This is a genomic window from Aurantimonas sp. NFXS3, from assembly GCF_049132005.1.
Taxonomy (GTDB): Bacteria; Pseudomonadota; Alphaproteobacteria; order Rhizobiales; family Rhizobiaceae; genus Aurantimonas; species Aurantimonas coralicida.
The window spans coordinates 316902-336908 of record NZ_JAGDDZ010000001.1 but is presented as its reverse complement, the minus strand read 5'-3'; the positions used below and the strand labels follow the sequence as shown (position 1 = coordinate 336908).

The following is a 20007-nucleotide window of genomic DNA, read 5'->3' as shown; positions in this document are numbered from 1 at the left end:
GGCCTTCGTGGCCCTGCGGCCGCCGGCGGCGCGGCGTTCAGCCCCGGAGGCGACGCGCGGGCTCAGCCCTCGTGAGAAGGACTGCCGATCCCGCCGATGCTCGAATCGCTTTACCTCGTCATTCTCGTCGGCACCGTCCTCATCCTGCTGGCCGCGTTTTCCAGCCTCCTCGCCTTCCGCTTCGGCGCACCCCTCCTGCTCCTGTTCCTGTCGATCGGTCTTCTGACCGGCGTCGACGGGCTGGGCATCGACTTCGACAATGCCGACCTCGCCTATTTCGTTGGCACGCTGGCGCTGGCGATCATCCTGTTCGATTCCGGTTTCGGCACGTCCCTGCAATCCTTCCGCCAGGCTGCGGTGCCGGCGGTCATGCTGGCGACGGTCGGCGTCCTCATCACCGCGATCCTGTTCGGTTTCGCGGCATCATGGCTCCTGGGCCTCCCGATCCTCGAAGGCATGCTGCTCGGCGCCATCGTCGGCTCGACCGACGCGGCGGCCGTGTTCTTTCTCCTGCGCGTCGGCGGCATCACCATCCGCGAGCGCGTCCGTTCGCTGCTGGAGATCGAATCCGGCACCAACGATCCGATGGCGATCTTCCTGACCATCGCGCTCGTCGAGCTGCTGTCGTCGGGCACGGGACTGGACGAACTCGGCGCGGACGTCTTTCTCGGCTTCGTGCGCCAGATGGGGCTCGGCGTGGCCTTCGGCTTTGCCGGTGGCTGGCTGATCCGCACGCTGGTCTCGAAGCTGGCGATCGATCGCGGTCTCCTGCCGATCTTCACCCTCGCTCTCGCCATGCTGGTCTTCGCCGCAACGGGAGCCGTGGATGGCTCGGGCTTCCTGGCCGTCTATATCGCCGGTCTCTATGCGGCCAATAGCGGCCTGCGCAGCGCCCCCAGCCTGAAGCGCTTCCAGGACGGGCTGACCTGGCTCGCGCAGATCGTCATGTTCCTGATCCTCGGCCTGCTGGCGACGCCGTCGGAGTTCGGCGCCATCCTCCTGCCGGCCATCGCGCTGGCGGCCTTCCTGATCTTCGTCGCGCGGCCCTTCGCGGTCTGGCTCTGTCTCCTGCCCTTCGATTTCCAGCGCCGCGAAGGCGCCTTCATCTCCTGGGTCGGCCTGCGCGGTGCGGTCTCGATCCTGCTCGCCATCGTGCCGCTGATCGGCGGCCTCGACGAGGCGCGGCTGTTCTTCAACACCGCCTTCATCATCGTCCTCGCCTCGCTGCTCGTGCAGGGCTGGACGCTGGGCCTCGTCGCGCGCCGCCTCGGCCTCGTCGTGCCGCCGCGGATCGGGCCGATCGAGAAGGTCGAGCTCGAACTGCCGGGCACCGCCAATCATGAGCTCCTGTCCTACCGTGTCGTCCCCGACAGCCCGGTGGCCCGCGGTGAGCGCATTCCGCGCTGGGCCCGCCCCTCGCTGGTCATTCGCGACGGCCAGTCCATGCGCTATCAATATGCCGGGCGGCTGCGGGCCGGCGACTACGTCTATCTCTTCATCTCCCAGCGCTATCCGCCGCTGCTCGACCGGCTCTTCGCCAGCCCCGCGCGGGTGAGCCCGGACGATGCCGAGTTCTTCGGCGAGTTCACCGTCGATCCCGCCTCGCCGGCCAGCGGCCTTGCCGTCGCCTATGGTGCCCGCGTCTCGGACGCCGAGGCGGACCTGTCGATCTCGCAGATGATGATCGCGCGGCTCGGTGGCCGCGCCGAATATGGCGACCGGGTCACGGTCCGGCCGGTGGAACTGATCGTCCGCGAGGTCGGCGTCGACGGCAACGTCGTCAGTGCCGGCCTGTCGCTGGAGCCCGAAGGCGGGCGCGGTGGCCAGATCCCGCTCTTCCTCAATCTCCGCGATCTCCTGGCACTGGCGCACAAGGTGCTGGGCCGACGCAGGGCGGACTGAGGGCTAGGGGCGAAAACCGGCCGCTGGCGCGCCAACGCCGTTGCCCTCGCTCGGCCTCCCGCGCTACATCGCCTTCGGCGCCCGCGGCACGGCCCGGACGCTTTCGACGGGGCACCCGCTTATCGACGGGACGCGGACGGTCCGCCAGGATCGCTGGCGTCCTTCTGGCCTGATCCGGCGCCCCTCGGCGTGTTTCCATGAGGAGAACCACCATGACGCAGTTCAAGACGCTCGACGATGCCGACGTCACCGGCAAGCGCGTATTGCTGCGGGTCGACCTGAACGTGCCGATCAAGGATGGCGAGGTCGGCGACCGCACCCGCATCGAGCGAATCCTGCCGACCATCCGCGAGATCGCCGACAAGGGCGGCCGCGTCATCCTTCTCGCCCATTTCGGCCGCCCCAAGGGACAGCCGAACCCCGACATGTCGCTGGAGCCGCTGGCACCCGTCCTGTCGCAGATGCTCGGCACGCCCGTCGGCTTTGCCGATGATTGCGTCGGCCCCGTCGCTGCCGGCATCGTCGCGGCCTTGAAGGACGGCAATGTCGTCCTCCTCGAGAACACCCGCTTCCATGCCGGTGAGGAGACGAACGACGAGGACTTCGCCAGCCAGCTCGCCTCGCTCGGCGACATCTTCGTCAACGATGCCTTCTCGGCCGCCCATCGCGCCCATGCCTCCACCGAGGGTCTGGCGCGCCATCTGCCGTCCTATGCCGGCCGCACCATGCAGGCCGAGCTGGAAGCGCTGGAAAAGGGCCTCGGCAATCCCGAACGCCCGGTGGTGGCCGTGGTCGGCGGCGCCAAGGTCTCGACCAAGATCGACCTCCTCAGCAATCTGGTGACGCGTGTCGATGCGCTGGTCATCGGCGGCGGCATGGCCAACACCTTCCTCGCCGCGCAGGGGATCGATGTCGGAAAATCGCTCTGCGAGCATGATCTGGCCGACACCGCCCGGTCGATCCTGAACGCGGCGAAGTCCGCCGGCTGCGAGATCGTCCTGCCGGTGGATGCGGTCGTTGCCCGCGAGTTCAAGGCCGGCGCCGCCAACGAGACCGTCGCCGTCGATGCCGTACCCGCCGATGCGATGATCCTCGATGCCGGCCCGAAGACCGTCGACCTGGTCTCCGGCTGGCTCGACAAGGCGAAGACGCTGGTCTGGAACGGCCCGCTCGGCGCCTTCGAGATCGAGCCCTTCGATGCCGCCACCATGGCGGCCGCCCGCCATGCCGCCCGTCGTACGAAGGCCGGCGACCTCGTCTCGGTCGCCGGCGGCGGCGATACCGTCGCGGCGCTCAACCAGGCCGGTGTCGCCGACAATTTCACCTATGTCTCGACCGCCGGCGGCGCCTTCCTGGAATGGATGGAAGGCAAGCCCCTGCCCGGCGTCGAAGTGCTGAAGGCCTGATCTGACCCTCGCCGCGGCGGTGAGCCGTTGCGGCGGGTCCGTCTCGGACCCATCCTGACCCGTTATCGACTTCACAACACGACGGAGCCGCCGCATGGCCATTGGCGACGCCTTCCTCTCCTGGCTCCTGTTTCCCGTCTATGTCTGGCAGGGCCTCGGCGTGCGCCAGCGCGTCGAGCGCATGGTGCCGCCAGCCGGCCGCCACAGCGGTCTCTGCGGAACGTCCTCCGGGACAGACGTCCCGATCCGCCTGCTGGTCATCGGCGACAGCTCGGCCGCCGGTGTGGGCGTGGACGTGATCGAGGACAGCCTGGCGCCGAAACTTGCCGAGCGGCTCTACGCCTTGTCCGGTCGGGACGTCTTCTGGCGCGCTGCCGGCTCCAATTCCGCCGTCTCGGCGGACATCCGCGACCACGTGGTGCCGCATTTGGATGAGCCCTTCACCCATATCGTCCTGATGATCGGCACCAACGATGCCAAGAACTTCCACGGCGCCCTGCGCTTCAAGAAGGCGTTCGGCACCCTGCTCTACGCCCTCAAGGCCAAATGGCCGGACGCCCGCATCGTCTGGTCGCCGCCCGTCGATTTCGAGAGGGTCCCGGCGCTGCCCCGCGGCCTTGCCACGGTGCTGGAACTGCGCGCCCGCATCGTGCGCCGCATGGGCGCGCGCCTCTGCGCCGAGCGCGGCGCGATCTCGGCCACCACCCTGCCCCGTGTCGAACCCGCCGGCTTCTCGCGCGACGGCTTCCATGCCTCGATCGAGGGCTACGCCTATGTGGCCAACCATCTGGTGACCTATGTCGTCGGCGATGCAGCTGCGTGGGGCTCCGGTGCCTCGGCCGGTTCAACCGAGACCGCGTCGGACTGAACGGCAGATCACGCCCTCAGAAGTGCGCGCTGCCATGCGCGATCGGTCCTGCCCTCAGGCATCGACGCTTTCGGGTCGCGGCCCGGCATGCTCCTCCAGCTTCTCCATGGTCAGGATCACCCGCAGGCCTTCCGGGCTGATCTGTCGCTGGATACCTGCATTCAGGCGGCTGGCCATGGCGTCGAGCATCACCGAGCCGAAGCCGGTATGTTGCGCCTGATCGACATCATCGCCCGTCGGCGGCTCGGTCGGCGTTTCCGCCCACACCATCCGCACCGCGCCATCGCCGGCCGCCGACCAGCGAACCTCCAGGACGCCGCCGCTCCCGCGCAGCGCGCCGTATTTGGCCGCATTGGTCGCCAGTTCGTAGAGGATCAGGCCAAGCGGCGTGACGGAGGACGAGGAAACCGTCACCGGGTCGCCCTCGATGGTCAGCTTCACCTCGTCGATCCCCGCATAGGGCTTCAGAACGCTGGTCACGATCCCGGCGAGCTGGGTTTCGCGGGCGCTCTGCGTATCGGCATGGGCCCGGGCCAGCGCGTTGATCCGCCCGCGCGCCTCGTCCGCCGCCTCCATGGGGGTGGTGGCATGCTTGGCCGCAAGCGTGACCAGCGAGGCGGTGATGGCGAAGAGGTTCTTCACCCGGTGATCGAGCTCGTGGGTCAGCATCTCGGCATTGCCATGGGCCTTTTCGAGCCCGCGATTGGCCACTTCCAGTTCCTCGGTGCGCTCCTCGACGCGGCGCTCCAGCACACGGCCAGCCTCGCGCAGCTGTTCGGTCAGCGTCTCGTTCTCGCGCCGATAGTCCCGTAGCCAGCTCGTCGCCCGGCGCATCGCCTGCCGGGTCCCCGCCAGCTCCTTGGTCCACATGGACGGCAGCGGGATATCCCCGAAATCGCCCTCGGATATGCGCTCCGCCTGGGACGCCAGGGCGCCGAGGGGCCGCGTCAGGGCCCGTGCGAGGAGCACGCCAAGCAGCGCGGTCAGTGCCGCCACGCCCGCGACCACGGCAATACCGATGTTGCGGACGCTGTGGATCGGTCCGAGAATGTCGCTCTCCGGCAGGTAGGTGACCACCGCCCAGGGGGTCCGCGACCCGGCCAGCCGCTTGACCGCGCCGCGCCAGTTCTCCCCGTTGGCCTCGAAACGGGTGAGCCGCGTCTCGCCCGGTTTCACGCTGGCGAGCCCGCCTGGCAGGGTGCTGACCGCCTGGGCCAGTGCCGGATCGTCGATTTCCCAGACCCGGGCAAAGCGCTGCCCGCCGGAGACGTCCTCGGCCAGCAGGAAGGAGGAGTCGCGGTGGGCGATCACTTCGCCCGACTGCGAGACGATTGCCGCGGACCCGCGCTCGCCGATCCTCAGCCCGTCCAGGAATTTCGACAGCGCATGGATCTCGATGTCGATGCCGACCGCCCCGCGCATGCCCAGCCGATCGTCCGCCCGCACCGGTGTCGCCACCGTGATCCCCGGCCGCTGCGACGAGAAGAAGATGTAGGGGTCCGTCCAGACCACCTCTCGGCTCATCGACGCCTTCACGTACCAGGGCCGCGTGCGCGGATCGTAGGTATCGGCATCGTCGCGGCGCCGCGATACCGGCCGCAGATCCTCCGTCAGATAGACCAGCTCCACCGTCCGGGTCGGTTGCGTCGCGATCCGCTTCACCCGGTACTGGGCGCCCTCCACGGTGGTGTCGCGGCTGACATAGATGAACGAGCCATCGGCGGCACCGTAGAAGATGCCGGCGAAATCGATGCGCGAGCGCAGGATTTCGTAGAAATAGCGCTCCAGCGCCGGACGGTCCGACGTGCCGAGGACCGGGCTTTCGGCCAGACGCTGGGACAGCGCCGCCGCGTCGTCCGCAGGGTTGAGGAAGTTCTGGGTGAAGGTGGTGGTGTCGTCCGCGACCCGCTGCGTCAGCTGTTCGGCATAGGACAGGAGTACGTTCTGCGACGCGAAATAAGTCAGCGCCAGGATCGCCAGCAGGGCAACGACCTGCAGCGCGACGAGCGTCGACGTCAAAACCGTTCGAAAGGACCACATGCCGTTTTGTCCCCCCCACCCCAATGGCAGGACAGGGGCAAGTTTGAACGCACCGGCCACGATCCACAACCCGCCTGCCTGACGGACATGACAGCGTTCCGACGCGCGCGCCATGCCGGAAGCGCTGGCACCAAGTGCAGCCCGAGCAGCACCGGACCTCGTCGAAGACAAGCGGATGACCCCGCGCCGGTCAGGGCGAGAACACGGACGCTAAGCCGATGATATAGAACCTCTATCGCGGCCGATCCGATAGTCATCGAAAAGATACGAATATCGCGGCGCGTGGACAAGACAATATCGCATCAGCAAATTTTCAGAGCGCTGCGGAGCCCCGGATGCATCTGCGAAGCTTGCAATCGCCGATAAATTTGCGGGACGCCGATCAATGGTTCGCGATCAATCGCTTATCGATGACGCGGGCCGGATATTACTCGCTGAACGGACATCGTTTCGCGCCACAACGGTTATAACCATTTGCGTCCCGTGGTATGTGCAGTGCGTCATGGCACCGCAATCGACAGGAGACGACATTTGCACGATTCCGTCAGCACGATTCATGCCTCACACGCCCTTGAGGGCGATCCGGACAAGCTGAACGATTATTACGCCGGCTGGGCCGGCCGCTACGACAAGGATGTCGGCGACCAGGACTATGGCTGTCCGCGCGTCGTCGCCTCGACCGCCCTGCTCGTGGCCGAGGCCTATCTCAACAAGGCACCCGGCGAGGTGTCGGTTCTCGACGCGGGCTGCGGAACCGGCCTTGCCGGCGAGGAACTGCGCAAGCGCGGCTTTCGCCATGTCGACGGCTTCGACCTGTCCAACGAGATGGTCGACATCGCGGCGAAGACCGGCGTCTACGGCAAGCTCGCCGGCGGCATCGACCTCAACGAGGATCACGAGAACCCGCTCGAGCAGCAATACGACATCATCGTCTGCGCCGGCGTCTTCACCCTCGGCCATGTCGAACCCCGGGCCCTGACCCGGATGGCGCGATATCTCAAGGCCGACGGCCTGATGGTGATCTCGACCCGCAACAGCTATCTCGACGCGTCCGACTACGCCGCCGTCAGCAGGCAGTTGGAGGAAGAGGGCCTCGTCAGACTGGTGATGGAGATCCCCAACGCCCGCTACATCGCCGAGGAAGGCGCGCATTACTGGATCTACGGCCGCGGTCCGCGGGCCTGAGGCCGTCGGCCGAACTGAACGCATGAGGGCGCCCCTGCACTGGCCGGAGCGCCCTTTTTCTTCAGGCCAGAGCCCGGTCCACGCAAGCCCGCTCTATTCGGCCTCGTCCTCATAGCCGACCAGATGCAGCGGCCGGGCGCGCGTCTGGCGCAGTTCGCACCAGCGCACCAGCGCCTCCTCGCGGCCATGGGTGACCCAGACCTCCTGCGGCCCGATCTCGTCGATCGTCTCGGTCAATTCGTCCCAGTCGCAATGGTCCGAAATGATCAGCGGCAGTTCCACGCCGCGCTGCCGGGCGCGCTGGCGCACCCGCATCCAGCCCGACGCGAAGCACGAGACCGGATCGGGAAACCGCCGGGCCCATTTGTCCGCAAAGGCCGAGGGCGGCCCCACCACCACCGTCCCGGCAAAGGCCGCCTTCGCCGTGCCCGCCTTGGCGTCGACAGTCGCGGGGCGCAATTCACCGAGGTCGATGCCTTCGCTCTGGTAGAAGTCGCAGAGCTTCTTCAGCGCGCCGTGGATGTAGATCGGGGCGTCGTAGCCCGCATCGCGCAGATGTTTGATCACCCGCTGCGCCTTGCCCAGCGCATAGGCGCCGACCAGATGCGCGCGCTCGGGAAACTGCGCCACGGAGGTCAGCAGCTTGTCCACCTCCCCCGCCGTGTCCGGATGGCGGAAGACCGGCAAGGCGAAGGTCGCCTCGGTGATGAAGACGTCGCAGGGCACCGGCTCAAAGCCGGCGCAGGTCGGATCGGCACGCCGCTTGTAGTCGCCGGACGCCACGATGGTCAGCCCCTTGTGAGACACCGCGATCTGCGCCGAACCCAGCACATGGCCGGCCGGGTGAAACGTCACGTCGACATCGCAGATGCGGACCGTCTCGCCGATCGCCGCCTCCTGCCGTTCGACGCAGAACTCCTCGCCGTAGCGCACGGCCATGATCGCCAGAGTCTGGCGGGTCGCCATGACCTTGGTGTGGCCGGAGCGGGCATGGTCGGCATGGCCATGGGTGATCAGGGCCCGCTCGACCGGGCGCACCGGATCGATGAAGAAATCGCCCGGCGGGCAGTAGAGCCCCTCCGGCGTCGGTCGCAGCAATTCGTCGGGACGCATGCGAAATTCCTCGTGGCGATGCTGCAGTGTCGGCGGCGCCGGCAAAGCCAAATCGCCGGGCGCGCATCGTGGTTCCTTTCGCAGCGCAACAGATTATGCTGGAAAGAGCGATCCGCCACCATTCGAGTCCGACCGATGCTGACCATCATTCCCGAATCCGACGCCGTCATCGCCTTCGAGATCGACGGGCGCATCGACAAGGACGACGTCGAACGCGTCATCGCCGTCGTCGACACCAAGCTCACCGAACGGCCCGGCGCGCTGTCGATCCTGGTCATCGTGCGCGAGGTCGGCATGTTCACCCCGGCGGCGATCGCCCGCGACCTGCAATATTCTCTCGGCCGTTTTCGCGACCTGTCGCGCTTCCGCCGCGTCGCGGTGGTCACCGACAAGAGCTGGGTGCGCTCGCTGGTCGGGCTGCAGGACCTCGCCATGCCCCTGGTCGACATCAAGGCCTTTGCACTCGCGGACGATGACATCGCCCGTCTCTGGGTGAAGAACGGCAACCCCGCGGCGACCTTCTGAGCCATGACGTCAGGTTTCGGACGCTGGTCGGCAACGGCCACCCACCATTCGCCGCTCGAGGATGCGCAGGGCATCCTGACCGGCGCCCTCATGGTCACGATCGGCCTGTCGATCCTGGCCCATCTCGGCTTCGTCACCGGCGGCACGGCCGGCCTGGCGCTGATCGTCTCCTACGCCACCGGCTGGAACGTCGGTATCGTGTTCTTCCTGATCAATCTGCCCTTCTACGGCCTGGCGATCACCCGCCTCGGCTGGGCCTTCACCATCAAGACCTTCCTCGCCGTCGCCTGCCTGTCCGTACTAACGGCGTTGCAGCCGGAATATTTCACGCTCGGCGCGGTGAACCCGCTCGTCGGCGCCGTGCTCGGCGGCGTCCTGATCGGCTACGGGCTTCTCGCCCTCTACCGCCATCGGGCCAGCCTTGGCGGCGTCGGCATCCTGGCGATCTACCTGCAGGACCGGCTGGGCTGGAAGGCGGGGCTGACGCAGCTCGCCGTCGATCTGGTGATCCTGGTCCTGTCCTTCGCCGTCGCCGACCCGGTCGCCATCGTCTATTCGATCATCGGCGCCTTGGTGCTGAACCTGTGGCTCGCCGTCAATCACCGGCCTGACCGCTACATCGCCGCCTGACGCGAACTATTGCCATCGCGGGAGTCGACGGCGGCCACCAGCTCCTCACGCTCGCGCGGCAGGTAAACGGCGTGGTCCGTGCCAGGTCCGCCATTCTCCGCCTCCAGCCGAACCACGGCCTTCAGCATCGTCTCGCGCAGGCGGCACTGCATCGTCCAGCCGGTGGAGGGATCGGAGGCCGCCGCGAGGAACCAGACCAGCATGCCGGAACGGTCCTGGTCGACCACATAAACGTCGGCCGTCTCCCGGTTGATGACGTCATCGTCGTTCTGGACGAACTCCTGGAAGGCCTCGCGCAGCCGGTCGACATCGGCCCGGTGGTCGAGCCGCAGCGCCACGATCTTGGTGATGCTGGAATCCTGCTTGGTCCAGTTCTCGAAGGTGTGGGAGACCAGCTCGTTGACCGGCACGATCAGCCGCCGGTTGTCCCAGGTCTGAAGCTGAATGTAGGTGAAGTTGATCTTCTCCACGTAGCACCACTGGTCGTCATAGAGCACCGCGTCGCCGATGCGGGCGGTCTTGGCCAGCGCGATCTGCAGGCTCGCCATGATGTTGGCCAGCACCGAGCGGGCGGCGAAGGCGAGCACCAGGCCGATCACCCCGGCCGAGGCCAGCAGCGAGAAACCGAGGGACTCGAACGCATTCGTCTGGATCAGCACCAGCGACACGCCGGCGCCCAGCGCCAGCACGATGGCGACGCGCCGGGCCGCCGAGATGTTGGTGTAGAGATCGCGCTGCTCGGCCGCTTCGGAATCGCCGAGCGCCTCGACGTTGCGCTGAACGACGCGGTCGAGGACGGCATCGACGATCCGCACGCCGATCATGGCCAGCGCGATGACGAACAGGGTCGATTGCAACGGCGTCAGGAACCGGTTCACCGCCCCGGAGAAGGTGAACAGCAGCGTGTTCACCAGCGAGAAGGTGCCGACGCAAGCCATCAGCGCGACCGGCATCTGGATGGAGTCGAGGATCCGCCGGGCGATGCGTGAGGGCTGCCGCCACTTCACCCGGCCGACCCAGGCATGAACCAGGAAGGCGGCGCCGATGGCGATCAGGAGAACCAGCGGCAGCGCCACCACCTCCCACCAGGCCAGCGTCCAGAAGGCGCGTTCCCGCAAAAAGCCCGGCAGCGACTGCTCGAACCGGGTCGGCCCATAGATTTCATGGAGGGCCAGAATGTTGCCGACGGTCTGCCGGGAGAACAGCCAGACCGGCTCTCCATCCGCAGGCTTGACCCGCGCGATCCGCACCGAGACCGGCCGATCCGGCAGTTCGAGGATCGCCAGCCGGATGTTGCGCCGTGGCTCTCCGGCCATCGGGTTCTCTGCCGCGACGTTGGTCGCCATCGCGTCGGGCCGGTCCGACAGATCGCCCCAGTCGAGCCACATGCCGTTCTCGGCGATGTCGAACATCCGCTTCGCCAGCACCGGTCCCATCTCGGCCTGCAGCGCCGGGTCGATGTCGGAAAGGTCCAGCATATGGGCCGCCATCTCCCAGTTCCGGGCATTGGCGGCGGCGACGAAGCTCTCCATCATCCCCTGCGGGGTCTCGTGACCGATATAGGCCTCGGCCGGGGGCAGCCCGCTGTTCAGCGTGTCGATCTCGTAGTAACGGGTCGGCGCACTGTCCTGCGCGGCGGCACCGGTCAGCGTCGCGAGAAGGATGAAGAAGACGGCAAGCAAGCGCATCGGCGGGCCCGGAATGAGGGTTCGTGGTCGAGAAGTCTGCCTAACTAGGCAGCCGGGCCCCTTCGCCTAGCTTAGCAATTGCAGCAATGGCGATCCGGCACGCCGGAGCCCCTCCGCGAAACCGGTCCGCGGACGGATGCGGCCCATGAAACAAGGCAGCGCATTTCCATGACAGCGACCATCTGGCTGACCGTTGCGGCAATGATCGCCTTTGCCGGCAACTCGCTGCTGGCGCGCCTTGCTCTCGCCGACGGCGCCATCGACGCGGCGGGCTTCACCGGCCTGCGGCTTCTCTCCGGCGCGCTGGTTCTGGCGTTCATCCTCCTGAAGGCGCGGGGCCACACACCGGTGCGCTGGCGCACGCTGGAAGGGAGCTGGGCGTCCGCACTGGCGCTCTTCATCTACGCCCTCGCCTTTTCCCTTGCCTATCTGAAGCTCGGCGCCGCCGTCGGTGCGCTGATCCTCTTCGCCGCGGTGCAGGCCTCGATGATCGGCTGGGGTCTCGTCCGGGGCGAGCGGCCCGGCACCCGCGAGGCGCTGGGTCTCGTCGTGGCGGCCGGGGCCTTCGTCTGGTGGCTGGTCCCCGGCCTTACCCGGCCCGATCCGCTCGGCACCGCGCTGATGATCGTCTCTGGCATCGCCTGGGGCGTCTATTCGCTGCGCGGTCGGGGCGCGGCCGACGCGACCCGCGCCACCGCCGGCAATTTCATCCGCACCGTTCCTTTAGCTCTTCCGCTCGTTGCGCTCTCGCTGTTCCAGGCGGGCATCGGCGGCGCCGGCGTCCTCATTGCCATCGTCTCGGGCGCCGTCACCTCCGGTCTCGGCTATGTCCTGTGGTACCGGGCGCTGAAGGGCCTGACGGCACTGTCGGCGGCCATCGTGCAATTGTCCGTGCCGATCATCGCCGCCCTGGGCGGCGTCCTGTTCCTCTCCGAGGATCTCGGCCTGCGCTTCGTCATCGCGGCCGGCCTCGTTCTCGGCGGCATCGCCTTCGCGCTTTCGACACGCCGACGCTGAGACGGGACATCGGCGGGACGCGACACTATCTGAAGCGCTGTGACCGTTAGACCCGACCCCTTCCTGCCCGGCTCCGCGCCGTTCCCCCTGCCCGCGCCGTTCCTGGAATGGTTCGCGCGCAATGGCTGGAGCCCGCGTCCGCACCAGCTCGACCTCCTGGCCCGCGCCGAATCCGGCGCGTCGTCGCTGCTGATCGCGCCGACCGGGGCCGGCAAGACGCTGGCGGGCTTCCTGCCGTCCCTCGTCGATCTGCACCGCCGCGGCCGGCCGAAGCCCGGCACGCGGCCCTATGGCGTCCACACGCTCTACATCTCGCCGCTGAAGGCACTGGCCACCGACATCGCCCGCAACCTGGAAAAGCCCGTCACCGAGATCGGCCTGAAAGTGACCCTGGAGACCCGCACCGGCGACACCTCGCAGGTCCGCCGCCAACGCCAGAAACTGAAGCCGCCGGACATCCTCCTGACGACGCCCGAGCAGATCGCCCTGCTGATCGCCGGCAAGGATGCGCGCGGCTTCTTTTCGGACCTGCGCTACGTCATCTTCGACGAGCTGCATTCGCTTGTCACCTCCAAGCGCGGGCACCTTCTGTCGCTCGGCCTCGCACGCCTGCGCATGCTGCGCCCGGACATCCAGACCATCGGCCTGTCGGCGACCGTGTCCGAGCCCGACGATCTGCGCCGCTGGCTGGTCTCGCAGGCGCCCGGCGGCGGCGTGGAGGAAATCGCGGACGCGGACGGCGTCCTGCCGGACGTCGCCCCAGACGCCGATCCTCGCCTGTCGGAGCTGATCACCGTCGCCGGTGGCGCCAAGCCGGAGATCACCATCCTGAAATCCTCCGAACGTGTGCCCTGGCAGGGGCACACGTCGCGCTACGCCATGCCGGAGATCTACGAGGCGATAAAGGCCCACAAGACGACGCTGCTCTTCGTGAACACCCGCTTCCAGGCCGAGATGCTGTTCCAGGAGCTGTGGCGGATCAATGACGAGACGCTGCCGATCGCGCTGCATCACGGCTCGCTGGATGTCGGGCAGCGGCGCAAGGTCGAGGCCGCCATGGCCGCCAACCAGCTGCGCGCCGTCGTCGCCACCTCGACGCTCGATCTCGGCATCGACTGGGGCGATGTCGACCTTGTCGTGCATGTCGGCGCGCCGAAGGGCGCCTCGCGTCTTGCCCAGCGGATCGGCCGCTCCAACCACCGCATGGACGAGCCGTCCAAGGCGATCCTCGTGCCGGCCAACCGCTTCGAGGTGCTCGAATGCCAGGCCGCACTCGACGCCAACTATCTCGGCGCGCAGGACACCCCCGCCATGCGCGACGGGGCGCTCGACGTCCTCGCCCAGCATGTCCTCGGCATGGCGGTGGCCGAACCGTTCCGGGCCGACGACCTCTATGCCGAGGTCACCACCGCCGCGCCCTATGCGAGCCTCGATCGCGAGACCTTCGACCGGGTGGTCGACTTCGTCGCCACCGGCGGCTACGCGCTTCGGGTCTACGAGCGCTACGCCAAGATCGTCCTCACCGAGGACGGCACCTGGCGGGTCAGCCATCCGCGCATCGCCCAGCAATACCGCATGAATGCCGGCACGATCCTCGACGCGCCATCGCTGCAGGTTCGGCTGATCCGGCGTCGCACCAAGAGTGCCATCGCCCGCGGCGGGCCGATCCTCGGCAAGATCGAGGAGGGCTTCGTCGAGGCGCTGGCGCCGGGCGACACCTTCTCCTTTTCCGGGCAGGTGCTGCGCTTCGAGACGATTCACGAGAACCAGTGCCTCGTCACCAAGGCGGTGTCGGAGGATTCCAAGATTCCTACCTATGCCGGCGGCAAGTTCCCACTGACGATCTTTCTGGCGGCGCAGGTCCGGGCCATGCTGGCCGACCCGACGCGCTGGGGCGAACTGCCCGAGCAGGTGTCGGATTGGCTTGCCATCCAGCAGCGCAAGTCGCTGATCCCCGGCCCTGACGAGCTGCTGATCGAGACCTTTCCGAACGGCAAGCGCTTCTTCCTCGTCGCCTATCCTTTCGAGGGGCGGCTGGCGCACCAGACCCTCGGCATGCTGCTGACCCGCCGGCTGGAGCGGGCCCGTGCCAAGCCGCTCGGCTTCGTCGCCACCGACTATGCCATCTCGATCTGGGGCCGCGGCGACATGGGCGCGATGATCGCCGACGGCCGCCTGTCCCTCGATGCGCTGTTCGACGAGGACATGCTGGGCGACGATCTGGAAGCCTGGATGGCCGATTCCTGGCTGCTCAAGCGGACCTTCCGGCAATGCGCGGTGATCTCGGGCCTGATCGAGAAGCGTCATCCGGGTCAGGAAAAGACCGGCCGCCAGGTCACCGTCTCGGCCGATCTGGTCTACGACGTGCTGCGCGCCCACGAGCCGGATCACATCCTGATGCGCGCCACCTGGGCCGACGCCGCGACGGGCCTTCTGGACGTCTCGCGGGTGTCGGACCTACTCGGCCGGATCAAGCACCACATCGTCCACAAGGACCTCGACCGGGTCTCGCCGCTGGCCGTGCCGATCATGCTGCAGATCGGCCGTGAGAGCGTCATGGGCGAGGCGCGCGACGACCTTCTGGCCGAGGCTGCGGAAGAGGAACTCGTCCGCGCCGCCCTCGACTGAGCCGCGGCGCTGGCGATTCCGGCTAGGTCCGGATCTCGTCGGTCCAGACCTTGAAGCCCGTCAGCGTGTTCGGCCCGAAAGTATGGGTCAGCGGCACGTCGGAAGCGTCGCGCCCCTGCGCGATCAGGACGCGTCCCCAACGGGGCGCGTTGTTGCGCGGATCGAAGGTCCACCAGCGGCCCCCGAGATAGACCTCCATCCAGGCGGCGAAATCCATCTCCCCATGGGGCGGCGCCAGCCCGATGTCGCTGATATAGCCGGTGCAGTAGCGGGTCGGGATGTTCATCGCCCGGCACATGGCGACGGCGAGATGGGTGTAGTCGCGGCACACCCCCACCCGCTCCGAATAGGTTTCGGCCGCGGTGCGTGTCGGCCGGGAATATTCGTAGCCGAAGCGCACATGGTTGTGGACGAAGTCGCAGATCGCCTGCACCCGCGGCCAACCGAGCGGCGTGTTGCCGAACAGCCGCCACGCTTCCTCCGACAGGAGATCGGTCTCGCAGTAGCGGCTGCCGAGGAGAAACAGCAGCGTATCGGCCGGCAGATCCTCGACGGCGTGTTGCACGGCGTCGAGGCCGACCGGATCGGACAGGCCGTCGTCGTGAATGATCCCGTCCGTGCCGAGCGTGAACGCCCCGGCGGGCGCGACCAGCCGGTTGCACCAATTGCCGAAACTGTCGCGGTAGTTCTCGATGTTCACCGATGGCGTGGTGACCAGATGGTCAGGCCGCTCGAGCGACCCGGCGCGCGAATAATGAACGTTGAGATTGATGATCATCGGCGTCGGCATCGGGAACTGGTAATTCAGTTCGCAGCCCAGTCGAATGCGCATGCGCGCCCCTTTTCCCGAGCCTTGCCCACCCCGTTCCGCCCGGCCACGGCGGCGACGGTCTTCAGCTGTTGCAGGCCGCACTGCCATGCAGCAGGACGCCGGACCCGGCGCCTCCGGCGGGGGCTCGGCCAACCTCTTCGGACCCTAGGCGCTCGCCAGGGGTTTGGCGAGGCATCGTTATTGCGGCGGGCAGCCAGCTCGGCCTAGCGGAACATCAGCACCGGCCGCAGGCAGGAGCGGACGATCTCGCTGGTGGTCGAGCCGATGAAATAGCTGCGGATGCGCGAATGGCCGTATGCACCCATGACGATCAGATCGATCTCGTCGCGCTCGACATGGGCGGCGATGACGGCGTCGGGCTCGCCCTTTTCCAGGATGCCGGTGGCGTCGTAGCCGGCAGCGTTCAGCGTCTCCACGGCCCGGTCGAGCCGGGGATCGCTTGTCTTGTCGGAGACCATCAGGAGTTCGCAGGCTGCGCCTTTGAGAAGCGGGCTGGCGACCAGATGGTCCAGCGCCTTGGCAACGCTCGGACCGCCGTCGAAGGCGACGAGGAAGCGCTTGACCGGCCGGAACGCCCGGGCGCTGACCAGCACCGGGCGTGTCGCACCGCGCAGGACGCGCTCCAGATTGGAGCCGAGATGCAGCTTGGCGAAATCGGCCGCCTCGCCGCGCTTGCCGATGACCAGCAGCTCCGCGCCGCTTTCCTGCTCGCGAACCGTATCCACCAGATCGCCCGACAGGAGCCGTTCCGAGACGGTCTCGACGCCGCGGTCGCGCAGCCGCGCGGCGCCTTCCGAGAGCACCAGCCGGCCGCGCTTGCGGGCCAGCCGGCCCTTCTGCTCGTCGAACTCGGCCAGTTCCTTCAGAAGCTGCTCGCGCTCGCCGAGATCGAGGCTGCCGGAATAGTCCGCCGGCGCCGACGCCGTGTCGCGCCGCCCGATGACGTGCAGGAGATCGACCTCGGCCGACAGCCGTTCCGCCGCCCAGGCGGCGTTGTCGCAGACACTCTGCGAATATTGCGAACCGTCGACGAGTGCCAGGATCTTGGTCATCTGGGTCCTCCCTTGCGCGGCGAGTGTTCTCGCCTGTCCTTCCGACGCGACCCGCAGGGCGGCCCCCGTCACAGTGACGGGAACCGGCCGGGTTCGCCCGCTTCCATGGGTATTAGTGGCCCGGGGCCGTGTCCAGCGCGCCCGGCTTGTCGGCGACGCCGAGCCGGTCGACCAGGGTCGTGCTGGCCTCGTTCATGCCCAGCACCTCGACCTCGGTGCCCTCGCGTCGGAACTTGATCACAGCGCGGTCGAGCGCGCCGACCCCCGACAGGTCCCAGATATGGGCCCGCGAGACGTCGATGATCACCTTGTCGAGGGCTTCCTTGAAGTCGAAGGCGGCGGCGAAGTCCTCCGCCGAGGCGAAGAACACCTGCCCGATCACACGGTAGGTCCGCTCGCGGCCATCGCCCGACAGGGTCGAGGTGACCGAGAAGATCTGCGCCACCTTGGAGGCGAAGAAGATGCCCGAGAGCATCACGCCGACAATGACGCCGATGGCGAGATTGTGCGTCCACACGACCGTGATGACGGTCGCCAGCATGACGATCGACGAGCGCCGCGGATGGGTCTTCAGATTGACGATGGATTCCCAGGAGAAGGTACCGATCGACACCATGATCATGATGGCGACCAGCGCCGCCATCGGGATCACCGCCACCCAGTCGCCGAGAACGACGATCAGGAACAGAAGCGTGACGCCGGCGAAGAAGCAGGACAGCCGCCCACGGCCGCCCGATTTCACGTTGATCACCGACTGGCCGATCATCGCGCAGCCCGCCATGCCGCCGAAGAAGCCGGTGACGGTGTTGGCGATGCCCTGGCCGTAGCATTCCTGGTTCTTGTTCGAACCGGTGTCGGTCAGATCGTCCACCACCTGGGCCGTCATCAGCGACTCCAGCAGGCCGACCACCGCGATGCCCGCCGAATAGGGCAGGATGATCTGCAGCGTCTCGAGCGTGAACGGCACGTCCGGGATGAAGAAGGTCGGCAGCGAGGACGGCAGGTCACCCATATCGCCGACGACGCGCAGGTCGAGGCCGAAGGTCAGCGACAGCGCGGTCAGGACGACGATCGTCACCAGCGGCGACGGCACCGCCGTGGTGATGCGCGGCAGCAGGTAGATGATGGCCAGACCCAGCGCGACCATGGCGTAGGTGATCGACGGCACCCCGACGAGTTCGGGGATCTGCGCCATGAAGATCAGGATCGCCAGGGCGTTGACGAAGCCGGTCATCACCGAGCGCGAGACGAAGCGCATAGCGTTGCCGAGCTTCAGGACGCCCGCCAGCAGCTGCAGCAGTCCGGCGAGGATCGTCGCGGCAAAGAGATACTGCAGGCCGTGATCGGCCACCAGCGTGATCATCAGGACGGCCGTGGCCGCCGTCGCGGCCGAAATCATGCCCGGTCGGCCGCCGAAGATCGAGGTGAGGACGGCGATCGAGAAGGAGGCGTAGAGGCCGACCTTCGGGTCGACGCCGGCGATGATCGAGAAGGCGATGGCCTCGGGGATCAGGGCGAGCGCCACGACGAGACCGGACAACAGGTCGCCGCGGATATTGCCAAGCCAGTCGGCGGAAAGGGTGCGAGTCGAGAACATCGGCTCCAGGAACATCTGCACGTCGTGCGCCTACAGTGGCCCCGGCGATGCCGGCCATGCGTGATCTGCACGAAATGTGATTGGCCGAGGGATAGGCGCCCGGCATAGCCACCTGCCGGGGCAGGTCCATGTTGCGGCGCAAACATCGCCGATTGCGGCGGGCAAATCAACCCGCGACGAAATCCGCCTTGCCTTTGCCGGAATGCTCGGCTCCATAGAACGAAACGCGAATCAAACGGCAAAACGGGACCTTGCGGATGAATGCGCTGGCGCGGCGGCTGCGGCAGACGGAGTGCGACGGCGTGGAGATGTCCCTCGCCGGCGCGCGGATCGTGTGCGATCCGTCCGGCGTCCTCTATGCCCCGGATGAACGCCTGCTGATCGTCTCCGACCTGCATCTGGAAAAGGGCGCCGCCTTTGCCCGGCGCGGCATGATGCTGCCGCCCTACGACACCGCCGCGACCCTGACGCTGCTGGAGGCGGCCCTGACGCGCTACGCCCCGCAGCGGGTCATCAGCCTCGGCGATTCCTTCCACGACCGGACCGGCGCGGCGTTGATGCCGGAAGCCTCCCGCGAGACGCTGCGCCGGCTGATGGCGGGCCGTGACTGGATCTGGATTTCCGGCAATCACGACCCCGAGCCGCCGGCCTTCGTCGGGGGCGAGACCCGCGAGGAGATCGCGGTCGGGCCCTGGACCTTCCGGCACGAGCCCAGCGCCGCCTATCGCGCCGGCGAGGTCGCCGGCCACCTGCATCCGGTCGCCCGCGTCGCCAATGGCGCGCGCTCGACCCGCGGCGCCTGCTTTGCCAGCGACGGATCGCGCATGATCATGCCGTCCTTCGGTGTGACGACCGGCGGCCTCAACGTCCTCGACAGGGCCTTTCAAGGCCTGTTCGATCTGGCGACGGCCAAGGCCTATGTGATCGGCCTGACCCGCATCTACCCGATCGGCTTTCGCTCGCTCAGCCCCGGATAGGGCTTTAGAAGGTCGAGGCGAAGGCGACGATCTGGCAGAGGACCACGACGATCGTCAGCACCAGCCGCAGCCGGCCGAACCAGTCCGGCAGCGCGCGGTGGCGCGCCGCCAACACATCCCAGACCCCGACCAGCGCGAAGGCGATGGCGAAGCCGGCGAACATCCACGGCGTCGGGACGAACAGCAGCGCCCAGCCGACCAGCGACGCCAGCACGGACAGAACGAGGATGTGGCGCTGGCCCTCGTCGCGCCACAGCGCCGCGCCCCAGCGAATGCCGCCGAGAAAGGCGAGGATCGTCGCCGAATAGCCCGACAGCGCGAGGACCAGCTGCGGATAGGCGATGAAGGCGCGGCCCGCATAGGCAAGCGCCGCGGTCATCGCCACGAAGGGGATCAGCCCCGCCAGACCGAGGATCCACGCGGTCTTGTGGGTGATGTCCGTTGCCGCCAGCGCCGCGTCGGAGGTCGGCGCGTCGCCGTGTCGATCGATATCCGTCATGCCGATCCAACTAGGTCAGGAAGGGGAAAAGCGTAAAGCGCCGGCCGC

Annotated in this window: 16 protein-coding genes and 1 other annotated feature; of the genes, 9 read left to right on the top strand and 7 right to left on the bottom strand. The window is 67.6% G+C overall.

Annotated features, from left to right (window positions below; translation table 11 throughout):
- The first annotated feature begins 96 nt into the window (after positions 1–96).
- The 3 genes from J3367_RS01425 (at position 97) to J3367_RS01415 (ending at position 4176) form a co-directional block, all read left to right on the top strand.
- Positions 97–1902 (top strand): potassium/proton antiporter, encoded by a 1806-nt coding sequence (locus tag J3367_RS01425; protein WP_024349079.1) that lies wholly within the window; start codon positions 97–99, stop codon positions 1900–1902.
- A 212-nt stretch (positions 1903–2114) separates the two neighbouring features.
- Positions 2115–3308, top strand: a complete 1194-nt coding sequence (locus J3367_RS01420; RefSeq protein ID WP_024349080.1) for a phosphoglycerate kinase — start codon at positions 2115–2117, stop codon at positions 3306–3308.
- 94 nt (positions 3309–3402) lie between these two features.
- Complete coding sequence (locus J3367_RS01415) at positions 3403–4176, top strand: SGNH/GDSL hydrolase family protein (RefSeq protein WP_024349081.1); 774 nt, start codon at positions 3403–3405, stop codon at positions 4174–4176.
- Positions 4177–4230: 54 nt separating this feature from the next.
- Here the strand turns inward: J3367_RS01415 and J3367_RS01410 are convergent, their stop codons facing one another.
- Entirely contained in the window at positions 4231–6216 is a 1986-nt protein-coding gene (locus tag J3367_RS01410) for a sensor histidine kinase (RefSeq protein ID WP_162142643.1), read from the bottom strand.
- A 531-nt stretch (positions 6217–6747) separates the two neighbouring features.
- On the opposite strand from J3367_RS01410, the gene J3367_RS01405 reads away from it, so the two are divergent.
- Entirely contained in the window at positions 6748–7401 is a 654-nt protein-coding gene (locus J3367_RS01405; protein ID WP_024349083.1) for a class I SAM-dependent DNA methyltransferase, read from the top strand.
- Between the two features lie 93 nt (positions 7402–7494).
- Here J3367_RS01405 and J3367_RS01400 read toward each other — a convergent pair whose 3' ends face one another.
- Complete coding sequence (locus J3367_RS01400; protein WP_024349084.1) at positions 7495–8514, bottom strand: ligase-associated DNA damage response exonuclease; 1020 nt, start codon at positions 8512–8514, stop codon at positions 7495–7497.
- Between the two features lie 135 nt (positions 8515–8649).
- Here J3367_RS01400 and J3367_RS01395 point away from each other — a divergent pair, with 135 nt between their 5' ends.
- Together J3367_RS01395 and J3367_RS01390 are read left to right on the top strand one after the other, a co-directional pair.
- Complete coding sequence (locus tag J3367_RS01395; protein ID WP_024349085.1) at positions 8650–9039, top strand: STAS/SEC14 domain-containing protein; 390 nt, start codon at positions 8650–8652, stop codon at positions 9037–9039.
- 3 nt (positions 9040–9042) lie between these two features.
- The gene (locus J3367_RS01390) at positions 9043–9669 is read left to right on the top strand and encodes a YitT family protein (protein ID WP_024349086.1); all 627 of its coding nucleotides are present in this window, start codon (positions 9043–9045) and stop codon (positions 9667–9669) included.
- Here J3367_RS01390 and J3367_RS01385 read toward each other — a convergent pair.
- Positions 9654–11357, bottom strand: a complete 1704-nt coding sequence (locus J3367_RS01385) for a mechanosensitive ion channel family protein (protein WP_024349087.1) — start codon at positions 11355–11357, stop codon at positions 9654–9656. The two genes, J3367_RS01390 and J3367_RS01385, sit on opposite strands and share 16 nt — an antisense overlap.
- A gap of 168 nt (positions 11358–11525) precedes the next feature.
- Here J3367_RS01385 and J3367_RS01380 point away from each other — a divergent pair, with 168 nt between their 5' ends.
- Positions 11526–12374 carry a DMT family transporter gene (locus J3367_RS01380; protein WP_024349088.1) on the top strand — a complete coding sequence of 283 codons (849 nt, stop codon included), beginning with the start codon at positions 11526–11528 and terminating at the stop codon, positions 12372–12374.
- Between the two features lie 39 nt (positions 12375–12413).
- Positions 12414–15002 (top strand): ligase-associated DNA damage response DEXH box helicase, encoded by a 2589-nt coding sequence (locus J3367_RS01375; RefSeq protein WP_024349089.1) that lies wholly within the window; start codon positions 12414–12416, stop codon positions 15000–15002.
- A gap of 22 nt (positions 15003–15024) precedes the next feature.
- Here the strand turns inward: J3367_RS01375 and J3367_RS01370 are convergent, their stop codons facing one another.
- From J3367_RS01370 to J3367_RS01360, 3 genes are all read right to left on the bottom strand, one after another.
- Positions 15025–15834: a transglutaminase-like domain-containing protein gene (locus J3367_RS01370; RefSeq protein WP_024349090.1), complete on the bottom strand. Its 810-nt coding sequence runs from the start codon at positions 15832–15834 to the stop codon at positions 15025–15027.
- 203 nt (positions 15835–16037) lie between these two features.
- Positions 16038–16886: a universal stress protein gene (locus J3367_RS01365; protein WP_024349091.1), complete on the bottom strand. Its 849-nt coding sequence runs from the start codon at positions 16884–16886 to the stop codon at positions 16038–16040.
- A 112-nt stretch (positions 16887–16998) separates the two neighbouring features.
- A complete protein-coding gene (locus J3367_RS01360; protein ID WP_024349092.1) occupies positions 16999–18483 on the bottom strand; it encodes a SulP family inorganic anion transporter in 1485 nt (494 codons plus the stop codon).
- 78 nt (positions 18484–18561) lie between these two features.
- Positions 18562–18614 (bottom strand) — a sequence feature (sul1 is cis-regulatory element that is thought to sense ions involved in sulfur or methionine metabolism; They are found in Alphaproteobacteria).
- Between the two features lie 126 nt (positions 18615–18740).
- On the opposite strand from J3367_RS01360, the gene pdeM reads away from it, so the two are divergent.
- Complete coding sequence (gene pdeM / locus J3367_RS01355) at positions 18741–19460, top strand: ligase-associated DNA damage response endonuclease PdeM (RefSeq protein ID WP_024349093.1); 720 nt, start codon at positions 18741–18743, stop codon at positions 19458–19460.
- 4 nt (positions 19461–19464) lie between these two features.
- Here pdeM and J3367_RS01350 read toward each other — a convergent pair whose 3' ends face one another.
- A complete protein-coding gene (locus J3367_RS01350) occupies positions 19465–19959 on the bottom strand; it encodes a DUF3429 domain-containing protein (RefSeq protein WP_024349094.1) in 495 nt (164 codons plus the stop codon).
- Positions 19960–20007 lie beyond the last annotated feature (48 nt).

Coding starts and splice junctions, on each gene's coding strand:
- J3367_RS01425 (WP_024349079.1), top strand. CDS start 97: ATGCTCGAATCGCTTTACCTCGTCATTCTCGTCGGCACCGTCCTCATC.
- J3367_RS01420 (WP_024349080.1), top strand. CDS start 2,115: ATGACGCAGTTCAAGACGCTCGACGATGCCGACGTCACCGGCAAGCGC.
- J3367_RS01415 (WP_024349081.1), top strand. CDS start 3,403: ATGGCCATTGGCGACGCCTTCCTCTCCTGGCTCCTGTTTCCCGTCTAT.
- J3367_RS01410 (WP_162142643.1), bottom strand. CDS start 6,216: ATGTGGTCCTTTCGAACGGTTTTGACGTCGACGCTCGTCGCGCTGCAG.
- J3367_RS01400 (WP_024349084.1), bottom strand. CDS start 8,514: ATGCGTCCCGACGAATTGCTGCGACCGACGCCGGAGGGGCTCTACTGC.
- J3367_RS01395 (WP_024349085.1), top strand. CDS start 8,650: ATGCTGACCATCATTCCCGAATCCGACGCCGTCATCGCCTTCGAGATC.
- J3367_RS01390 (WP_024349086.1), top strand. CDS start 9,043: ATGACGTCAGGTTTCGGACGCTGGTCGGCAACGGCCACCCACCATTCG.
- J3367_RS01385 (WP_024349087.1), bottom strand. CDS start 11,357: ATGCGCTTGCTTGCCGTCTTCTTCATCCTTCTCGCGACGCTGACCGGT.
- J3367_RS01380 (WP_024349088.1), top strand. CDS start 11,526: ATGACAGCGACCATCTGGCTGACCGTTGCGGCAATGATCGCCTTTGCC.
- J3367_RS01370 (WP_024349090.1), bottom strand. CDS start 15,834: ATGCGCATTCGACTGGGCTGCGAACTGAATTACCAGTTCCCGATGCCG.
- J3367_RS01365 (WP_024349091.1), bottom strand. CDS start 16,886: ATGACCAAGATCCTGGCACTCGTCGACGGTTCGCAATATTCGCAGAGT.
- J3367_RS01360 (WP_024349092.1), bottom strand. CDS start 18,483: ATGTTCTCGACTCGCACCCTTTCCGCCGACTGGCTTGGCAATATCCGC.
- pdeM (WP_024349093.1), top strand. CDS start 18,741: ATGAATGCGCTGGCGCGGCGGCTGCGGCAGACGGAGTGCGACGGCGTG.
- J3367_RS01350 (WP_024349094.1), bottom strand. CDS start 19,959: ATGACGGATATCGATCGACACGGCGACGCGCCGACCTCCGACGCGGCG.